This window comes from Hymenobacter latericoloratus (assembly GCF_014199535.1).
GTDB lineage: Bacteria > Bacteroidota > Bacteroidia > Cytophagales > Hymenobacteraceae > Hymenobacter > Hymenobacter latericoloratus.
The window spans coordinates 709,598-728,513 of sequence record NZ_JACHNV010000003.1; the positions used below are offsets into that span (position 1 = coordinate 709,598).

Annotated in this window: 16 protein-coding genes; 14 read left to right on the forward strand and 2 right to left on the reverse strand. The window is 58.4% G+C overall.

What is annotated here, in order from left to right:
• Positions 1 to 260: 260 nt before the first annotated feature.
• Positions 261 to 722: a hypothetical protein gene (locus GGU46_RS13555; RefSeq protein WP_183404048.1), complete on the reverse strand. Its 462-nt coding sequence runs from the start codon at positions 720 to 722 to the stop codon at positions 261 to 263.
• A 121-nt stretch (positions 723 to 843) separates the two neighbouring features.
• On the opposite strand from GGU46_RS13555, the gene GGU46_RS13560 reads away from it, so the two are divergent.
• Both GGU46_RS13560 and GGU46_RS13565 read left to right on the forward strand, forming a co-directional pair.
• Positions 844 to 4,332 carry a methylmalonyl-CoA mutase family protein gene (locus tag GGU46_RS13560; protein WP_183404049.1) on the forward strand — a complete coding sequence of 1,163 codons (3,489 nt, stop codon included), beginning with the start codon at positions 844 to 846 and terminating at the stop codon, positions 4,330 to 4,332.
• A 73-nt stretch (positions 4,333 to 4,405) separates the two neighbouring features.
• Positions 4,406 to 5,407, forward strand: coding sequence for a hypothetical protein (locus GGU46_RS13565; protein WP_183404050.1), 1,002 nt, complete (start codon positions 4,406 to 4,408; stop codon positions 5,405 to 5,407).
• A 259-nt stretch (positions 5,408 to 5,666) separates the two neighbouring features.
• Here GGU46_RS13565 and GGU46_RS13570 read toward each other — a convergent pair whose 3' ends face one another.
• Entirely contained in the window at positions 5,667 to 6,155 is a 489-nt protein-coding gene (locus GGU46_RS13570; RefSeq protein ID WP_183404051.1) for a YciE/YciF ferroxidase family protein, read from the reverse strand.
• A gap of 717 nt (positions 6,156 to 6,872) precedes the next feature.
• Here GGU46_RS13570 and GGU46_RS13575 point away from each other — a divergent pair.
• The 12 genes from GGU46_RS13575 (at position 6,873) to GGU46_RS13630 (ending at position 18,725) form a co-directional block, all read left to right on the forward strand.
• A complete protein-coding gene (locus tag GGU46_RS13575; RefSeq protein WP_183404052.1) occupies positions 6,873 to 8,702 on the forward strand; it encodes a peptidoglycan D,D-transpeptidase FtsI family protein in 1,830 nt (609 codons plus the stop codon).
• A gap of 111 nt (positions 8,703 to 8,813) precedes the next feature.
• Complete coding sequence (locus GGU46_RS13580; RefSeq protein WP_183404053.1) at positions 8,814 to 9,299, forward strand: hypothetical protein; 486 nt, start codon at positions 8,814 to 8,816, stop codon at positions 9,297 to 9,299.
• 74 nt (positions 9,300 to 9,373) lie between these two features.
• Positions 9,374 to 9,973, forward strand: a complete 600-nt coding sequence (locus GGU46_RS13585; protein ID WP_183404054.1) for a hypothetical protein — start codon at positions 9,374 to 9,376, stop codon at positions 9,971 to 9,973.
• A gap of 78 nt (positions 9,974 to 10,051) precedes the next feature.
• Positions 10,052 to 10,726 (forward strand): XAC2610-related protein, encoded by a 675-nt coding sequence (locus tag GGU46_RS13590; RefSeq protein WP_183404055.1) that lies wholly within the window; start codon positions 10,052 to 10,054, stop codon positions 10,724 to 10,726.
• A gap of 459 nt (positions 10,727 to 11,185) precedes the next feature.
• Entirely contained in the window at positions 11,186 to 11,476 is a 291-nt protein-coding gene (locus GGU46_RS13595; RefSeq protein WP_183404056.1) for a hypothetical protein, read from the forward strand.
• A 159-nt stretch (positions 11,477 to 11,635) separates the two neighbouring features.
• Positions 11,636 to 12,508, forward strand: coding sequence for an aldo/keto reductase (locus tag GGU46_RS13600; RefSeq protein ID WP_183404057.1), 873 nt, complete (start codon positions 11,636 to 11,638; stop codon positions 12,506 to 12,508).
• 77 nt (positions 12,509 to 12,585) lie between these two features.
• Positions 12,586 to 13,695, forward strand: a complete 1,110-nt coding sequence (locus GGU46_RS13605) for an OmpA family protein (RefSeq protein WP_183404058.1) — start codon at positions 12,586 to 12,588, stop codon at positions 13,693 to 13,695.
• A gap of 119 nt (positions 13,696 to 13,814) precedes the next feature.
• Positions 13,815 to 14,642, forward strand: coding sequence for a polysaccharide deacetylase family protein (locus GGU46_RS13610; RefSeq protein WP_183404059.1), 828 nt, complete (start codon positions 13,815 to 13,817; stop codon positions 14,640 to 14,642).
• Positions 14,643 to 14,865: 223 nt separating this feature from the next.
• Positions 14,866 to 15,003, forward strand: a complete 138-nt coding sequence (locus GGU46_RS13615) for a hypothetical protein (RefSeq protein WP_183404060.1) — start codon at positions 14,866 to 14,868, stop codon at positions 15,001 to 15,003.
• 261 nt (positions 15,004 to 15,264) lie between these two features.
• Positions 15,265 to 15,891 carry an FKBP-type peptidyl-prolyl cis-trans isomerase gene (locus GGU46_RS13620; protein WP_183404061.1) on the forward strand — a complete coding sequence of 209 codons (627 nt, stop codon included), beginning with the start codon at positions 15,265 to 15,267 and terminating at the stop codon, positions 15,889 to 15,891.
• A gap of 163 nt (positions 15,892 to 16,054) precedes the next feature.
• Entirely contained in the window at positions 16,055 to 16,654 is a 600-nt protein-coding gene (locus GGU46_RS13625) for a hypothetical protein (RefSeq protein ID WP_183404062.1), read from the forward strand.
• A 133-nt stretch (positions 16,655 to 16,787) separates the two neighbouring features.
• Positions 16,788 to 18,725 carry a KUP/HAK/KT family potassium transporter gene (locus tag GGU46_RS13630; RefSeq protein ID WP_183404063.1) on the forward strand — a complete coding sequence of 646 codons (1,938 nt, stop codon included), beginning with the start codon at positions 16,788 to 16,790 and terminating at the stop codon, positions 18,723 to 18,725.
• Positions 18,726 to 18,916 lie beyond the last annotated feature (191 nt).

The window sequence follows — 18,916 nt, forward strand, 5'->3', positions numbered from 1 at the left end:
TGTGATGCTCTCCGTTGCCCAATCCAGCACGGGCATAACGCTACAGACTTTCTCACTTGACAGACTGCCAACTGCTATAGACTTCGCTCAAGGTTTGGCCGATCAGTTTGGTGTACCACTGAATACCTATTTACCATCGCACATTCCTGTGGCAGGATCATAAGGCGCGTTTGAGAGTTCTATAGAATCCTCATCAGCAATAGGAAAGCCCTAGGCCATCCCGCCGGGGCTTTTTTTCATACCATCGGCTCCGAAACGACTTAATCACCGCTTAGCTCATAAACGAAACCTCTATCGGGTTCAACAGAATAATATTCGATGCCTTTATAACCGATGAACCAGCTATCTGCGCCTGAAACTGGCTCGTCGTTCCAAATTTGCAGGACATAGTTAGCAGAGAAGTGAATTACTAGGTCGCCGCATTCTGAAAGGGTAGCTTTCGTAACTACAGTACCTTCAAGGGCTTTCAGCATGGGTGCCAAGACAGACTCAGAATCGCTATGCCATGTACAAACTATGGTGTTTCCTTTAACAATCCGCCAAGCGCAGAAGACCATAAGAGAAAACGCTCCTGTAGTTTCATCACTTGATAACGCCGGGCCGAATTGCAAAGTAAAAATGGAACCCGTACCAGTACCAGCGCGGCTTCGCCAGGCTCTCTGGCCTTCTAAACGCTTTACGATCTGTTCGATTTCACCAAACGGTACGTTACGCTTCTCCATATTATATGCTTACTAAATAAGTAAATCAGAAGGAGAGGTAGGTTAAAACTAACCGGACCTTTTCGCCGAAGCGTTTTTCGTACCTTCGCTACCCCCAAAATCCACCCAAAACCTCCGCGCTATGCACCCAGCTCCTGTAGCTCCGTATAAGCCCCAGAACCACATCCGTATCGTGACGGCGGCGGCCCTGTTCGATGGGCACGACGCCGCCATTAATATCATGCGCCGCATCATCCAGAGCAGCGGCGCCGAAGTCATTCACCTGGGCCACAACCGCTCGGTGCAGGAAATTGTGGACTGCGCCATTCAGGAAGATGCCCAGGCCATTGCCATTACCTCTTACCAGGGCGGCCACAACGAGTACTTTAAGTACATGTATGACCTGCTGAAGGAGCGCGGCGCTGGCCACGTAAAGATCTTCGGTGGCGGTGGCGGCGTAATTCTGCCCACCGAAATCGAGGACCTAGAAGCCTACGGCATCACCCGCATCTACTCCCCTGACCACGGCCGCGCTATGGGCCTGCAGGGCATGATCAACGACCTGCTCCAAAAGTCGGACTTCCCCACCGGCCAGCACCTCAACGGCGAGGTGAAGCACGTAAAAGAAAAAGACGCCCGCAGTATTGGCCGCCTGATTTCCGCTGCCGAAAACTTCCCCCAGGAGTTTGAGCGGGTGAAAACCCAGCTGATTGCCGACTTCCAGCAGTCGGAAAACGGCGCCGAGGCAAACACCTCCCAAACTCCTACCCTCACCCCCGCACACCCTACCCTTGCTCCCATCCTGGGCATCACCGGCACGGGCGGGGCGGGCAAGTCGAGCCTGGTGGATGAGCTGGTGCGCCGCTTCCTGCTCGACTTTCCGGAGAAGACCATTGCCATCATTTCCGTAGACCCGAGCAAGCGCAAAACCGGCGGGGCCCTGCTCGGCGACCGGATCCGGATGAACGCCATCAATAGCCCCAGGGTGTACATGCGCAGCCTGGCCACGCGCCAGAGCAACCTGGCCCTGAGCAAGTACGTGCAGGATGCCGTGGACGTGGTAAAAGCCGCCGGCTTCGACCTCATCATCCTGGAAACCTCGGGCATCGGCCAGTCGGACACCGAAATCATTGAGCACTCCGACGCCAGCCTCTACGTGATGACACCCGAGTACGGGGCCGCTACCCAGCTGGAGAAAATCGACATGCTCGATTTTGCCGACGTCATTGCCCTCAACAAGTTCGACAAGCGCGGCGCCCTCGACGCCCTGCGCGACGTGCGCAAGCAGTACCAGCGCAACCACCAGCTCTGGGATACGCCCCTGGACAGCATGCCCGTGTTTGGCACCATCGCCTCGCAGTTCAACGACCCCGGCATGAACCGCCTGTACCGCGCCGTGCTGGCTACCGTAGAAGCCAAGACGGGCGTCACGTTTGCCTCCCAGCTTGAAACCAGCGCCGAGCAGTCGGAGAAGGTGTACATCATCCCGCCCCACCGCACGCGCTACCTCTCTGAAATCACCGAAACCATTCAGCAGTATGACCAGTGGGTTGAAAAACAAGCTGACACCGCTCAGCAGCTCTACGCAATCCGGCAAGCCATCGGAGCCGTTGAAAGCCTCGGGAACAACGCCGCTGGAGGATATGGCGCCGGGAACGGCCGCGACGGATCCGAATCAGGAGGGCTCGTGGCCGGCCTGGAGAGCACCTTCGAGGAGGTCAAGCTCCGGCTGGACGGCCAAAACTGGAAACTCCTGGAAACCTGGCCGCAAAAGGTAGCCGCCTACAAAGCCCCGGAGTTCATCTTTAAGGTGCGCGACAAGGAGCTGCGCCTGAAAACCCACACCGAAAGCCTCTCCCACCTCCAGATTCCGAAGGTTTCCCTGCCGCGCTACACCGCCTGGGGCGACCTGCTGAAGTGGCAGCTTCAGGAAAACGTGCCCGGCGAGTTCCCCTACACGGCCGGCGTATTTCCCTTCAAGCGCGAGGGCGAGGACCCTACCCGCATGTTCGCCGGTGAAGGCGGCCCCGAGCGCACCAACCGCCGCTTCCACTACGTGTCGGCCGGGCTGCCGGCCAAGCGCCTGAGCACGGCCTTCGACTCCGTAACGCTCTACGGCGAGGACCCCGACCACCGGCCTGATATCTACGGCAAAATCGGTAATGCCGGCGTGAGCATCTGCTGCCTCGACGACGCCAAGAAGCTGTACTCCGGCTTCAACCTGGCCGATCCGGTTACCTCGGTTTCCATGACCATCAACGGCCCTGCCGCTACCCTGGCCGCTTTCTTTATGAACGCCGCCATCGACCAGCAGTGCGAGCTGTACATCAAGGAAAACGGCCTGGAAGAGGAAGTTAGCCGCAAGATTGACGCCATCTATCAGGAGAAAGGCCAGCCCCGCCCCCGCTACCAGGGCGAGCTGCCCCAGGGCAACGACGGCCTGGGCCTGCTGCTGCTCGGCGTGACGGGCGACCAGGTGCTACCCTCCGAGGTGTACCAAACCATCAAAACCCGCACCCTGGTGCAGGTGCGCGGCACCGTGCAGGCCGACATCCTGAAGGAAGACCAGGCCCAGAACACCTGCATCTTCTCCACGGAGTTTGCCCTGCGCCTCATGGGCGACGTGCAGGAATACTTCATTAAGGAGAAGGTGCGCAACTTCTACTCGGTGTCGATTTCGGGCTACCACATTGCCGAGGCCGGCGCCAACCCCATTACCCAGCTGGCCCTCACGCTCAGCAATGGCTTCACCTTTGTGGAGTACTACGTGAGCCGGGGCATGGACGTGAACGACTTCGCGCCCAACCTGTCGTTCTTCTTCTCCAACGGCATCGACCCCGAGTACGCGGTAATTGGCCGCGTGGCGCGCCGCATCTGGGCCAAGGCCATGAAGCTGAAGTACGGCGCCAACGCCCGCTCGCAGATGTTGAAGTACCACATCCAGACCAGCGGCCGGAGCCTGCACGCTCAGGAAATCGACTTCAACGATATTCGCACGACCCTGCAGGCCCTCTACGCCATCTACGACAACTGCAACTCCCTGCACACCAACGCCTACGATGAGGCCATTACCACGCCCACTGAGGAATCGGTGCGCCGGGCCATGGCTATTCAGCTCATCATCAACCGGGAGCTAGGTCTGGCTAAAAACGAAAACCCGCTGCAGGGCTCCTTCATTATCGAGGAGCTGACCGACCTGGTAGAAGAAGCCGTACTGGCCGAGTTCGACCGGATTACGGAGCGCGGCGGCGTGCTGGGTGCCATGGAAACCATGTACCAGCGCGGCAAGATTCAGGAAGAAAGCCTTTATTACGAGACGCTGAAGCACACCGGCGAGTACCCCATCATCGGCGTGAACACCTTCCTCTCCTCCAAAGGCTCGCCCACAGTGGTACCCGCCGAGGTTATCCGCGCCACGGAGGAGGAAAAGCAGTACCAAATCACGATGCTGCAGAATCTGCACGCCCGCAACGCCGGCACCACCGAGCAGCGCCTGAAGCAGCTGCAGCAGGTAGCAGTAGACAACGGTAACCTCTTCGAGGAGCTGATGGAAACCGTGAAGTTCTGCTCCCTGGGCCAGATTACCAATGCACTGTTTGAAGTAGGTGGGCAGTATCGCCGGAATATGTAATTTCACTTCTTTATAAATCAAAAATGGGCGCTACTTTGATGAAGTAGTGCCCATTTTTAGTAAGGCATGCTTAATGAAAATTTTCACCCACACTGCTTTCACACTAACATATCTGTTCATTTGTTTAATTTTAACACAAAATTCGATAGCACAAACTATTTCAAATAAGAATCAGTTATCAGAAGCCAGTAGGACTTACGGGTATTTATTAGGACAAGACTACACGCTAAATAGAATATCTATAGAACACCCAGAATTAGAAACACATGTGATACAAGTTAAAGGAGAATTTAATTATAAATTTAGCAATGCTAAAGAAAGAATATCAATTGCATTGAAGGATGCTCTACAACAATCATATAGCACATATGAGAACAAGCTGACTAGCCAACTAGATTCTGTGTTAGGCAAACAGATACTCACCAGAGAAACATCTATCGCTTTTATTAAAGAAGTACTTGACAGATCTAAGGGACATATACCTAGTCCAATCATTGAAACACTATTAATTTATCAATATAACAATGGAGGTGAAGAATTCTTAGACAATTACACATATACATTCAAAACCAAGGGACATGCAAAATCTAAGGGAACTGATTGGAAAATAAAAATACCGAGAAGCTGGAAGGCTTTAGAAGCAGAAAGACCTAATATTATTCAAAAATTCACAAGCGAAAATGGATACGGCAATTATACTATAATACTAATGGTCAAAGATCTTCCTTTACATAAAGGCTATAAGGCATCAGAAAAAGAATTATTAGAGACATTCTCTCTTAGCAACGCTAAGGGAATGATTCCAGAAGGTAGCACTTTTATCTCACACAAGAGAGTGGTTATCGACAATCAACCAGGAATGGTAATTGAGTCTAGTCACACTGAGAAGCGCCTTGACTTGGAAATAAGGTTCAGAATGATTCAATACGTATTTATTTACAAAAACCAGATGTATATCACACAGGGTATGATTGCTCAAAAATCCTCCGACATGACTTTAGAGCAGCTAAGCACGCGGTTTTCTCCTCTATTCAGATTGATAATAAACTCGCTTGTTCTAAACGCACAATATTAGTATTAGCTTCTATTTGAGATATATCTACCCTGTACAACTGTCGCGCGCGTAGAGCAACCTACCTCGTAACTTGCTATAATTTAGAGTTTGCGCCAACGACAAGCTATACTGCACCGCTTGGAGAAATCCGGGCGATGCAATTCATTTGGAACTACCCTACAGCTACAACACGCTAAACCACAACCGCGCCGCTTGGAGCTATCCAAGCGGCGCGGTTGCGTTACGATCAGCGGGAATGCTGTAGAGATAATAACGTCCCCTATTGCTGGCCTTGCTCGGCGAGGATACGCTGGGCGATGTCGGTGTGCTTGTCGTCGGCTTGCTTGGCCTCCTGCACGCAGGCTTTCAGGTTTTGCTCGGTTTGGGTGAGGCCGGCGGAGGCGGCGTACGAGGCTACCGTGCCGAAGGAAGCAATCCAGTAGTGCAGAGCCAGTTGGCCGCTGGCAATGATGCCCAGGTCGCGCGTGGTATCGGAGGTAGCTTTGGCCCGGATTTCCTTGCTCACCCGGTAGTGGGCCTCCAGGATTTCATTGTTCTGGTTTTCGGCGCCGCCTACTTCGGCAATAGCATCCTCAATACGTTGAGCCCACTTCTTGGCAATTTCGTTGCCTTCCTGCAGGGCCGCTTTCAGCTCGGGGTGCTTGGCGTCGTTGAGGATTTCGTCGGTGGCTTTGGCGGCTACTTGGCTGCCAGCACGCTGGGCCGATAGGCCGTCTTTGATCAGTTGTTTCAGGTCGTCGGTGTTCATAGCTCAGAAGGGTAAAAGGTCAGGAGCAAGGTTTGCTTGCTTAGCCTCTCCAACGATCCTCAGTGGCATTTGTTGAGGCAGCAACCTGTTGTAAAAGCAGCGTTTTGTTTGTCGCTATAGACTTATTATCAATATTTTACACATGCTGACTACCCCCTATTCTCTCGCAGTAGAGCCGCAGGTCTGACAAGTCGTACAGCCTAAATCCAACTGCGGCTACTACGCACCTGATGGAACTACTGGGTTCTTCTACGTTCTCCATTATCATCCTGAAAAACAGCAATATGCTTGATTTTCAGGCATGAAACCACTTCATTTCAATTGGCCAGGCATAAGCGTGTCAATCGTTCTTTCGTACTACTCCGCGGCCCGCCTCCGCTGAGTGGCGTGAGTGCGGGGCTGGTATTCGCTGACCTACTGCAAGCGCGCAGGCTGCTCCAGCGCCTGGGCAGTGAAATGCCAATATTCTGTGGGCAGCTCTTGGCGCAATTGGCCTTCCTGCGTATCCGCCAGCAGACGTGGGTCATGTGGCCGGGTCCTACCCTAGCGCCAGACGATAACCCTATGAGGTATATGGGCAACTAGTTTCCTCACCATATGGCTCAATAAAGGAAAGATGAATTCGCTTTTACCCAGCATTGACTTGTCCTGGACGGTGGTAGCTCTAGTTTACCGAAAAGACCGACCTAGCGCCCCGCAATTACCTAGCTTTGCCCGATGCGCACGGCTTTCACTTTCTGGAGAACTATTGCACTGACCTTGCTAGCCGGACTGGCCGCTTGCTCCTCCCCCGAACAACCTACCAGCGCCCCCACCCAGGACCCGAATACTCGCGAAGAGTACACCCGCCGCCGCGTGGTAGTGGCCGACTCGCTCATCCGGGGCCGCATCCTCGACCGCCACGACTCGGTGCTGGTGGATACCCGCCTGCAGTATCTGCTGAAGCTGCCGATCCGCCCCCCGCTCGATACCCTGGCCCTGGGTCAGCTGCTGGGCTGGGACTCCACTACCGTGCGCCGGCGCATTGCCGAGGCCCTGCCCTATCCGGGGGCCCGGCCGGGCTACCCAGTGCAGCTTCGCCTGACCAAAGCCGAAGCCGAACGGGTACGCCGCGACAGTAGCGCCACCGTGCCCCGCCTGACGTTGCTGGAGCGCCACCGCCGCACCTACACTACCAATGCAGCCGCGCCGGTGCTGGGCTACCTCGGCGCCGAAGCCCAGGCCTTTTACCGCCAGGCCCAGCGCTACCGCCGGGGCCGCTTCTACCGCCTGCGCAACGGAGGCGTAGAAGCGTACTACAACGGGCTGCTTACCGGCCACCACGGCTACCTGCACCCGCTGCTGGATAAGCAGGGCCGGCAGCACGGCACCTGGGCCAAGGACACTACCTTCCAGCAAGGCCAGGACCTGCACCTGACCATCGACGTGAAGCTGCAGGCCTACGCCGAGAAGCTACTAGGCAACCGCAAGGGCTACCTCGTGGCCCTCAACCCCAAAACCGGCGAAATTCTGGCCTACGTATCGGCGCCGGTGTACCATCCGGCTACCATTACAGCTCCGGACCAGGCCGGCGTGCGGGCCGAGCTGCTGGAACACGAAAACATGCCCCTGCTCAACCGGCCGGCCATGCTGGCGAACCCGCCCGGCTCGGTATTTAAGTTGGTGAATGCGGCCGTGGCCCTGCAGATGCAGGCCATTACTCCGGCCTCGGCTTTTCGCTGCGACCAATCCCTGGTTAGCTGCGTACACCGCCACAAGCCGGCTACCAGCCTCACGGCGGGCCTGAAGTACAGCTGCAACCCCTACTTCTACCAGGTAATGCAAAGCCTGATTGACTGCGTACCCGACTCGCTGGTGCAGGATACCGTGGCGGCTCGCCATGCCAACCTGGCCCAGTGGCGGCGCTACGTCCGCTCCTTCGGGCTCGACTCGGTGCTGGGCGTGGATTTGCCCCGCGAGGCGCCCGGCTTTCTGCCTACCCCCGCTTACTACGACAAAGCTCGCCGCACCTCCCGCTGGACGTACCGCTCCATTTACTCGCTCAGCATCGGGCAGGGCGAAATCAACCTGACGGGCCTGCAGATGGCCAACATGGCGGCCATCATTGCCAACCGCGGCTGGTACTACCGGCCCCACCTGGTGCGCAGCGTGGGTGACAACGGCCCGCTGCCGCGCTTCCTGGAAAAGCGCCGTACCCTCATCGATAGCGCCCACTTCGCGGCCCTGGTGCCGGGCATGGTGGCCGTGATGCAGCGCGGCGGCACCGCCGATGCGTCCAGCCTGGCCGACGTGGGCATTACGGTGGCGGGCAAAACCGGCACCGTGGAAAACGACGAGGGCGACGACCACGCGGCCTTCGTGGGTTTTGCCCCCGCCAACAACCCCCGAATAGCCGTGGCCGTGTACCTGGAAAACGCCGGCTTCGGGGCGACGGCCGCCGCGCCCTGCGCCGTGATGGTGATGGAAAAGTACCTGCGTGGCAGCATCGCGCCTAAGCGCAAACGCTGGGAGAAGCGCATTCAAAGCCGGGCGAAGAGTGGGTATTAGCAAGCCGGCACAGATGGGGTAGCAAATGGGTGCAGACCAAGGCGCGGAAACTTGAACATATGATGCTTTGCGGAAAAACTCCTAAGCTTACTGCTTCAAACCCCTTATAAGATGAAGCAATCCTACCCCATATTTGGCGCTTACAAACTACTTACGGCCCTGTTATTAGCCGCACCGCTTAGCGCCTGCGACAACCTGTTTGGCCAAGAAGTGGCCCGTCTTCCTATTAACGTCATCAGCAAGCCGGGCCAAGAAGTCGTGAAAGAAACCACGTTGCAGCTGCAGCAAGGCGAAGAATTAGCCATCTGGTCGGATATGGACATGGCCTACGATGGGGAGGCCCCGGTCCGCTTTCAGGTACAGATCCTTCAAAACGGGGCGCCCTACCAGCAGCTTGAGCTAGATCCGACCGAGAAAAACGTAACGGTAGGGGAAGTCAAGACCTCCGTTAACGACAAAACCAGCTGGAGCTTCACGGGCAAAAGCGGAACGCTCACGGCGCCTACATCGGGCACCTACACGTTTAAAGCACGCTTAGTGGCGGCCCCTAATCCCTCACTGGTAATTAAAAAGGCTGAGCTGGTGCTGAAAAAGTAAGCAGTTAGATTATTGAACTGTCCTGCGTTCAGCGCCTCTTTTCTCGTGAGAACTGTGAGCCATACCTCACACCTATGACACCCGAAATCCGGCAGCAGATTCAGCGACTTGGCGGCACTATGGCCGCGCCTGAGGCTTCGCTGGTACCGTTTCTGCAGGCTACTTCATTTCCGCATCCGCTCTACCCCCGAAAGTACGCCGAGGAGTTGTACGGCCTCGACGAATTCTATCAGCAGCACCAAGCCCTGCACGCGGCAAACGCCCCAGCTTTCTACGAGGCCTTACTGCAGCACTTCTTCGCCGACCATGAGCTCCCCTACGGGCAGGACTTCTTCCGCAATTTCCTTTTTACCCCCTTCACCCCGAACACACCCGACTACGGTGAGTTGGAAGGCTTGGTAAATCCCGCATACCTTCGGCTCACCGTGGCAGGCACCGACCCGCTGGAGTTTATCTGCATTTGTTATTCTTATGGCTTCCCTGACCACTACTTTGTGTGCATCAGCGACCCTAACCCGCAGAATTCCACCGTTTACGGCACCGACCACGAGGTCTTTTTCGAGGAAATAGCTCCTGTTGGGAGCCTGGAAGATTTTCTGAGCCGCTACTTATCGAAAGAAGAATTCCTGGCAGTAGCGCAGCAATATAGTACCTCCCGCACCGGCGCCGGGTGAGCCTGGGCCGGCGCTCCTATCGTTTGCCTACATAACGCTGGTATGCCATTTTGCCGCCTGCTTAACCTCCGTAACGTTTTGCTTCTGACGCTGCTAGGCCACTCCCTACCGGGCCTGAGCCAGCGCAGCTTTACCGTAGCCCAAGGTTCTGCCCGCTACTCCGCTACTATTACCGTCGCTAGCTGCCCCGATGACCACTGCGAGGGCGCAGGCACCATTAAGCTCTACAGTAAGCAAACCAAGCAGCTCGTCCAGACTTTCTCTTCCGAGGACCTTTCCTTCTACCTCGATGCGCCCAAACGGCAGCCCACCGTGAATACGGTGGAACTGTATGGGGAGCAGAGCCCGCTCATCTTCGGCGACTTCAACTTTGACGGTAGCGAGGACCTGGCCATCCGCAACGGCAACCACAGCAGCTACGACGGCCCTTCCTACGATGTGTACGTGTCCGCCAGCCGCTCCCGCCGCTTTATCCGCAGCGCCGAACTCACGGCCCTGGCCTCCGACAATCTGGGCATGTTTCAGGTCGATAAGGCCCGTAAGCGCCTCATCACGTTTCAGAAAGATGGCTGCTGCTGGCACCTGACCACGGAGTACGAGGTAGTGCCCGGCCAGGGTCTTAGCGAGGTGATGACTTTGGAAGAGGACGCCCGCGGCGGCGAAAAAGTGCTGGTAACAACCCGCCGCAAAACCAACGGCCGCTGGACCAGCACCACCCACGCCTACCTCATCAAGGAGTATTATAGGAACTAAGCTACTCTACAGAAGCCGGACCGTTTCCTGATTTTTGGACTCAGTAGCGGCCCAGGCGAAGCGCCTACCCCCGTTTCAGCAGGAATAAGCCAGGAACCTCTTTTGCACTGCGAGCAAACCCTTTTAGGGGCCAACTATTATTTACGACAGCATTTTTTTTAGCGGCACGCGATTGTAGTACCTTTCAACCGACCTAAACTGCTTTACTTATAGCTCTAACCTCTACTCCCTCAAATGCGTTTTTCTTTCCTCTGCGGCGTGGCGTTGCTCGGCACCCTGGCAGCCTGTACACGTGCGCCTTACGCGGTATTGCCTACCACCCCCGCCTACCACGCAACAGCTACTCGCCCTGCCAGCCCTCCCCCCCCTACACCAGCGCCCGCAGCACCGGCAACCGTCACATCTACCGCTCAACCCATTCTGGTTTCCAAAACCAATCGCCTTCCCCTAGGTCGCCGCTTGGCACCGGTTCGGCACAAGCTCAAACTACGGCCCGGCTTCCCCGCGCCGTTGCGGCAAGTGGCCTTTCACCCGCTGCAGGCCCGGCGCAGCAACGCCCTGTCCGTGCAAAGTTCTTCTTCTACCAACTCCGTGGTCGCGGCGGCATTGGGACTGATTGCGGCGGTTATTGGTGGTCTCCTGTTCTTTTTGAGCGTAGTGTACGGGGCCAGCGCCGGGCTGATTCTGGTATGGCTGCTTCTTATCATCGGGGGTATTTTCCTGGCCTTCCGGCACCTCCGAAACAAGTAGCGCCAAGCGTTTGAGAAGCGCTGCCCTCAGCTTTCGCTTGCTGTTAAATCTGCATCTGTCGCTTAAAAAGCGCTGGCCGAAGAAGTTCGGCCAGCGCTTTTGTTATTCTCTTCATTTGGCAGCCAAGGCTGCTCCTTTGCGCTTCCGCCATTCGTTTTTATGTCTACTATCACCATTGCCCCGAACTCGGCCCATCCCCTCACCGTTTCGCGCCTGGGCTACGGCACCATGCGCCTGACGGGCCCCGAAATCTGGGGCGAACCGGCCAACCGCCCCGAGGCCCTGCAGATTCTGCGCACGGCCGTGGAGGCGGGCGTTACCTTTCTCGACACCGCTGATTATTACGGCCAGGACGTAACCAACCGGCTTATCCGCGAGGCCCTGTTTCCCTACCCCTCCAACCTGGTTATCTGCACGAAGGTGGGCGCTACCCGCCGCTCCGATAAAAGCTGGGTGCCTTTCAACCGGCCTGAGCAGCTGCGCCAGAGCATTGAGAACAACCTGCGCACCCTCGGGCAGGAGCAGATTCAGCTGGTACACCTGCGCCTGATGGGCCCCGGCCCGGTGCCGCTGGACGAGCAGCTGGGCGCCATGTTTGAGCTGCAACGTGAGGGCAAGATTCTGCACGTAGGCCTGAGCAACGTAACCCGCGCGGAGCTGGAAGCCGGCCTGCGACTGGGGCCCATTGCCACCGTGGAAAACATGTACAGCTACGCCCAGCGCACCACCGTGCGGCTGCCGCACGGCGCCAACCCCGGCGGCGAGGAAGTGCTGGACCTTTGCGAGCAGCATCAGCTCCCGCTGATTCCGTTTTTCTCCCTGGTGCACGCTCTGCCCAAGGCCCTGGATAAGATTGCCGAGGTAGCCCGCCAGCACAACGCCACCCCCGCCCAGATCAATATTGCCTGGCTGCTGCACCGCTCCCCCTGGCTGCTGCCCATCCCCGGCACCTCTTCCCTGGCCCACCTACGCGAAAACCTGGCGGCGGCGGTTATTCAACTGAGCCCGGCGGACATGGCCTACCTGGGCTAGAGCGCCCAGCCGGGCTGAACCCACGCAACCGCCCGCCTGCTTGCGCGACTCTAGGCTGCGTGTTAGGTTTGGCAAGCATGATAAAACTCAGCTTTTGGATAGGCGTCATGGCCCTGCTGCTGCTGCTCGGGCCGGCACGGGCCCAGTCGCTCACGGGCATCTGGCAAGGGGTGGAAACCGATACCGGCGAGCCAGGAAGCTACTGGCCGGCAGAGCTGCGGCTTCAGCAGGGCAAAGGCGGCAGCTTGTTTGGGGTGCTGTACCAGGAAGCCGGCGGCCGGCCGGGAGTTTCGGTTGCGTTTGAGGTGCGGGCCGCCCGTGCGGGTAGTGGCCTGCGCCTGGAGCACGTGCGCAAGCTCAGTGAAACCGGCCGCTCGGCCTTCAGCTACTGGTGCGACGGCGCCATCACCTTCACCTATGACCCCGCCCAGGAGAAGCTTACCGGCCGCGCTACGTACCGCCCCGTGGGCGAGTGCGACTCTGGCACGCTTACCCTCTACCGCGTAAAGCTGAAATCGGCCGCCGTGGTGCCTGCCAACGCCGAAACGACCATCCGCGTTTCGGGCCGCAACGTGCTATGGTACGCCGATGCCGAGCTTAAGCAGCCCATAGCCACGGGCAATACGTTTCGCACTAAGCTTAGCAAAGCTACCACGTTCTACCTGACCCAGGGCTACTACCCCACCAGCCAGAGCGCGGTGGTGCCCATCACCGTTCAGGTTACGGGAGTTACGCCCGCTGCCAAACCTGCGGCGCCCAAGCCAGCCCGGCCAACGCCCGCTCCCGCGCGGCCTGATACGGCCCGGCTGGATACGGCCCGCCGAAGCCCCGCGTACGTGGTGGCACCTACCCCCGTTGTGCTACCCACCGTCTTGTTCAGGCTGGGCACTCCGGAACTGCTGCCGGAGGGACTACCGGCTCTCAACCAGCTAGCCACCGAGCTGCAGGCCCACCCCGCCCTGAAGCTCCGCGTAGCCGGGCATACCGATAAGATTGGAGAGCCCCGGAAAAACCAAGTGCTTTCAGAGCAGCGGGCGGAGGCCGTAAAAGCCTACCTGGTGAGAGCAGGCATTGCAGCCGGGCGCATCAGTACCGTCGGCTACGGCGACGCCCGCCCGCGCTACCCCTCGCCCGATGCCCGTAACCGGCGCGTAGAAGTAAGTGAGGTCAGGGAGTCTGGTAACTGATTGCAGCCGGCCGCCTGGCTGGCATCCGGTTTCCCGGCCCTTATCTTGCCGGGCCATGGTGGGTAGCCCGGTCAGCCGGAAGCCTGCGTAGCTCCTTTCATTCTTATTTATCTGTTCCGATGCTCAACCGCCGGCCTCTCTATCTCAGCGCCACCTTCCTGCTTGCCGGGCACCTCGCCGGCCACGCCCAAACCACCCGTACCTGGAACAACAAGCAGTGCGCCGTGGTGCTGACCTACGACGATGCCATTGATGTGGACCTGGATAATGTGGTGCCGGCCCTCGACTCGGTGAAGCTGCGGGGCACATTTTACCTGATTGGGTCCTCGCCCGTGGTGGCCCGCCGGCTGCCGGAGTGGCGCCGGGCTGCCCAGCGCGGCCACGAGCTCGGCAACCACGCCCTCATGCACCCCTGCGACGGCAGCCTGCCCGGCCGCGGCTTCGTGACGCCCGATAATGATTTAAGCAAATACACGGTAAACCGGGCCGTAAGCGAGGTACGCGCCAACAATACCCTGCTTAACGCCATCGACGGCCAAACGGCCCGCACGTTTGCCTACCCTTGCGGCGACCGACAGATTGGAGGGGTGTACTTTTATGAGCAGCTCAGGAATGACTTTGTGGCGGCCCGCGGCGTAACCGGCGGCCTGCAGACAGCCACGCAGGTGGATCTGACCAATATCAACAGCTACATGATTAACGGGCAAACCGGTGAGCAGCTGATTGACTTGGTGAAAAAGGCCCAACAGTCGCGCACGGTGCTGGTGTTTCTGTTCCATGGCGTGGGCGGCGGCCACTCCCTGAACGTAGATTTGAAGGCCCACCGGCAGCTGCTGCGCTACCTCAAGGCCCACGAGCAGGATATCTGGGTGGCCCCGATGGTAGAGGTAGCCACCAAAATCAAGCAGGCCCAGCAGAGCCCGGCTACCCCGGCGGCCCGCCCCTAACCGCACCGGGCTGGTTGGCAGCAGTTGCCGGGCTTTCCCGCCTTTGGCTCAGCTCTTTTGCTTACAGCAGCGGCCACTATCCCACCTCGTTCCCGCGCGCCGCTGGCTGGTTGGTCCAGAGCGAAAGGCAACAAATAAATGATGCTTGCATAACAATTTTATTACGCATCCGTATTATCTTTGCATCCAACAACTTGATTTGCACCATTCTATCTGTCTTGCCATGAAAAAGAGCGCTGCTGCTGTCTCCTCCCTGCTGTTTCTCGGGGGCCTGGGTTCGTTGGGCTACCTGGCTGCCCAGGTTCGCGACCTGAATCTGTTTTTTGATCTTCGCGACGAGGAAGAGCTGCACTTCTGCTAAGGAGGGCAAATAGCCTTGATTTTTCCCAAACCCCGCTTCCGGCGGGGTTTGTTGCGTTCAGGGGTAGCACAAACCGGGGTTCAAAATCAGGGCATTACCTTTTCGGCCCGAAAAAAACCACATCCATTCCCAACTGTTTTCGGTACTTCACAGCAGCGGCAGCCCGCGGTGGGTTGCTGTTTTTCTTTCTCACCCGCTGAAGAGGTTGCCTGCCGGCCTAAGCCACTGACCGCAGCTCCTCATCGGTATAACCTGTGATTTATGAACCTGACCGGCTTGAAAGAGCAAATCAGCTACATCATCGGGCGCGACATGGCCCGCAATTTTGCCCAGCAAGGCCTCGATCTGGACATTGACGTGTTTGCCCAGAGCATGAAGGAAGCCCTGGGCGGAGAGCCCAGCCGCCTGACGCCCGAGCAGATGCAGAGCGCCATGCAGCAGCTGCAGCAGCAGATGGAAGCCCACGAAGAAGCCAACCAAGACCCCAGCGCCATGAGCAACAACAAAGCCGAAGGCGAAGCCTTCCTGAAAGAAAATGCCGGTAAGCCTGGCATTACTACCCTGCCCAGCGGCCTGCAGTACGAGGTGCTGAAGGAGGGCAACGGCCGCAAGCCCGGCCCCGGCTCGTCGGTAACCACGCACTACCACGGCACGCTCATCAACGGCAACGTGTTTGACAGCTCCTACCAGCGCGGTCAGCCCGCTACCTTCGGGGTAAACCAGGTAATTGCCGGCTGGACAGAAGCCCTGCAGCTGATGCCCGAAGGCTCGAAGTGGCGCCTCTACATCCCCTCGGACCTGGCCTACGGCAAGCGCGGCGCCGGCCGCGACATCGGCCCCGACTCGGCCCTGATTTTCGATGTTGAGCTGCTGAAAGTAAATAACTAAGGCTACTGGCCTGCCCGGGCCCGGTAGTGCTTCTGCCGGGCTTTGGGCTGCCTACCCCCGGCTTTCTTCTTAACCTCCCAGTACGGCCCCGCTGTTGCCCATGCTTGTTGCTGCGCCCCTTCGCCGGGGACGGGCTACCGGGGCCGGCGGGGCTTTTTCGGCTATGTCTGACGCATCTATTCCCCTTCTTCCTGACCCTAGCACCCCGCCACCCGGTGAGAGCCCGCTGTTGCCGGCTGGCTCCTTGCCTGCCTTGCCGGAGCCCAGGTTTCAGGCTCAGCCGCCCCTACCCCCCGCACAGTTCCTAACCCTACGCAGCGAAGATGGCCGGGTGGCCCTTACCAACGACGCGCTGGAAATTAATTACGAGCGGTTTGGCTGGCGCGAGCTGGCGGGGGTAGATGTGCAGCCGGTACGGTGGCTGCTGGGGGTGCTGCTGGGGGGCTTTGTGCTGTGTGGTTTTCTGCTGGGCTACCTGCAGTTCTGGCTGCGCACCATGCCGGCCGCGCTGGGCCTGAGCGTGGGGGCCCTGCTGCTGGCATGGGGCGTGCGGGGAACTAACCGCTGGCGCCTGCACCGCCCGGGCCAGGAGCCCCGCCACTTTGCGTTTTCCGGCCCGGCCCGCAGCTGGCAGCAGCTGGCTCAGGAGGCCAACTACCGCATCCGGCAGCGCCACCACGAGGCGGCCACGGAGGCCGCGTACTGGCTTGCCGGAGCCGCTGCGCCCGAGGCACCCGCGCCGGAACCTCCGCTGCCAACCTGATTTTCGGCCTGACCGTCACTTTTCGCAGGGGCCTGCGTAAGCGCGGCTGAGTTTGTGTTCTGCATTAGCGCTCAACTCCTACCTTTGGCCCCGCCCGTTAAAAACGGCTTCCCCTCACCCTTTTATTCCTCTCATGGACGCCAAACATCAGCACACCGCCATTTCTACGGCCGGCCTGCTTATTGCCCTGGGCATCATCTACGGCGACATCGGCACCTCGCCCTTGTACGTGATGAAAGCCATTGTGCCGGGGCGCATCGACCCGGACCTTGTGTACGGGGGTATTTCGTGCGTGCTCTGGACGCTCACGCTCCAAACCACCATTAAGTACGTGCTACTGACCCTGAACGCCGATAACAACGGCGAGGGCGGCATTTTTTCGCTGTACACCCTAGTGCGGCGGCGGGGTGCCTGGCTTTCGGGCATTGCCATTGTGGGCGGGGCGGCCCTGCTGGCCGACGGCGTGATTACCCCGCCGGTATCGGTATCATCGGCCATTGAAGGGCTGGAGGCGGTGTACCCGGACATTCAAACGGTACCCATCGTTATTGCCATTCTGATAGGCCTGTTTCTGCTCCAGAGCTTCGGCACCCAGATTGTGGGCAAGGCGTTCGGGCCGATTATGTTGCTGTGGTTTTCGATGCTGGCGGCCCTGGGCGTGTACGGCATTCTGCAGCACCCCGAGATTCTGAAGGCCATTAACCCCTACTACGCCTACAACATGCTGGCCAACCGGCCCGGCGGGTTCTGGCTGCTGGGCTCGGTATTTCTGTGTACTACCGGGGCCGAGGCTCTGTACTCCGACCTGGGCCACTGCGGCAAGGGCAACATCCGCATCAGCTGGGTGTTCGTGAAGCTGTGCCTGGTGCTGAACTACTTCGGGCAGGGCGGCTGGCTGGTGGCCCACCAAGGCGAGCAGCTCAACGGCCGCAACCCCTTCTATGCCCTCATGCCCGAGTGGTTTCTGCTTATCGGCATCGGCATTGCTACCATTGCAGCCATCATTGCCTCCCAGGCCCTGATTACCGGCTCGTTTACGCTCGTGGCCGAGGCTATCCGGCTGAACATGTGGCCGAAGGTGCGCCTTAACTACCCCACCGACGTGAAAGGGCAGCTGTACGTGCCCAGCATGAACCGCCTGCTGCTACTGGGCTGCATAGCCGTGGTGCTGTACTTCCGCCGCTCCGAAAACATGGAAGCGGCCTACGGGCTGGCCATCACCGTCACCATGCTCATGACTACTGTTCTACTGTCCATGTGGCTGCTGTACGTGAAGCGGGTGCCCAAGCCGGTGGTGGCGCTGTTTGTACTGGTGTACGGCCTCATTGAAGGCTCCTTCCTGGTGGCCAACCTCATCAAGTTCCCGCACGGCGGTTGGGTTTCGGTGGCTATCAGCCTGGCCCTGATTTCGGTGATGTACGTGTGGCTGCGGGCTTACTTTATCAAGCGCCGCCTCACCGAGTTCGTGAAAATCGAGCCCTACATCGAGGCCCTCAAGCAGCTCTCCAACGACGAAACCGTTTCGAAGTACGCCACCCACCTGGTGTTCATGTCGTCGGCGGAGCGGCAGTCGGAAATTGAGTCGAAGATTATCTACTCCATCTTCCAGAAGCGCCCCAAGCGCGCCGACATCTACTGGTTTGTGCACGTAGATACCACCGACGAGCCCTACACCATGGAGTACAAGGTAACGGAGCTGGCCCACGACGACGTGTTCCGGATTACCTTCCGCCTGGGCTTCCGGGTGGAGCAGCGCATCAACCTCTACTTCCGCAAGGTGGTGGAGGACCTGGTGCGCAACAAAGAGGTGGATATTACCTCGCGCTACGAGTCCCTGAGCAAGCAGCACGTTACCGGCGACTTCCGCTTTGTGGTGCTGGAGAAGTTCCTCTCGGTGGAAAACGAATTCCCCATGGTCGAGAAGCTGGTCATGCAGGCCTACTTCTACATCAAGCAGTTCATTGCCTCCGAGGACAAGTATTTCGGCCTCGATACCAGCTCGGTTAAAGTAGAGAAAGTGCCGCTGGTGATTACGCCGGTCCGCGAGGTAGCCCTGAAGCGTATCGGCTAGCCTCAGGTTAACTTTGCTACCCCCCCAGGAGCCCCGCTGAATACATCAGCGGGGCTTTTTGGTGCGCTACAGGTGCTGAACCGTGCACTTGAGCTAGCCGGATGACTACCCAATCCTAACCGTTATCCGGACCCTAGCGCCTACCCCTTACTCAGCCCTAAAGCTTCGCACGGCCCTCCCCCAAGCCACAC

Bases quoted from the DNA above. Each gene is read 5' to 3' on its own strand.
- GGU46_RS13605 (WP_183404058.1), top strand. From the start codon at position 12,586: ATGATAAAACTCAGCTTTTGGATAGGCGTCATGGCCCTGCTGCTGCTG.
- GGU46_RS13560 (WP_183404049.1), top strand. From the start codon at position 844: ATGCACCCAGCTCCTGTAGCTCCGTATAAGCCCCAGAACCACATCCGT.
- GGU46_RS13555 (WP_183404048.1), bottom strand. From the start codon at position 722: ATGGAGAAGCGTAACGTACCGTTTGGTGAAATCGAACAGATCGTAAAG.
- GGU46_RS13575 (WP_183404052.1), top strand. From the start codon at position 6,873: ATGCGCACGGCTTTCACTTTCTGGAGAACTATTGCACTGACCTTGCTA.
- GGU46_RS13615 (WP_183404060.1), top strand. From the start codon at position 14,866: ATGAAAAAGAGCGCTGCTGCTGTCTCCTCCCTGCTGTTTCTCGGGGGC.
- GGU46_RS13620 (WP_183404061.1), top strand. From the start codon at position 15,265: ATGAACCTGACCGGCTTGAAAGAGCAAATCAGCTACATCATCGGGCGC.
- GGU46_RS13565 (WP_183404050.1), top strand. From the start codon at position 4,406: ATGAAAATTTTCACCCACACTGCTTTCACACTAACATATCTGTTCATT.
- GGU46_RS13580 (WP_183404053.1), top strand. From the start codon at position 8,814: ATGAAGCAATCCTACCCCATATTTGGCGCTTACAAACTACTTACGGCC.
- GGU46_RS13610 (WP_183404059.1), top strand. From the start codon at position 13,815: ATGCTCAACCGCCGGCCTCTCTATCTCAGCGCCACCTTCCTGCTTGCC.
- GGU46_RS13600 (WP_183404057.1), top strand. From the start codon at position 11,636: ATGTCTACTATCACCATTGCCCCGAACTCGGCCCATCCCCTCACCGTT.
- GGU46_RS13630 (WP_183404063.1), top strand. From the start codon at position 16,788: ATGGACGCCAAACATCAGCACACCGCCATTTCTACGGCCGGCCTGCTT.
- GGU46_RS13585 (WP_183404054.1), top strand. From the start codon at position 9,374: ATGACACCCGAAATCCGGCAGCAGATTCAGCGACTTGGCGGCACTATG.
- GGU46_RS13625 (WP_183404062.1), top strand. From the start codon at position 16,055: ATGTCTGACGCATCTATTCCCCTTCTTCCTGACCCTAGCACCCCGCCA.
- GGU46_RS13570 (WP_183404051.1), bottom strand. From the start codon at position 6,155: ATGAACACCGACGACCTGAAACAACTGATCAAAGACGGCCTATCGGCC.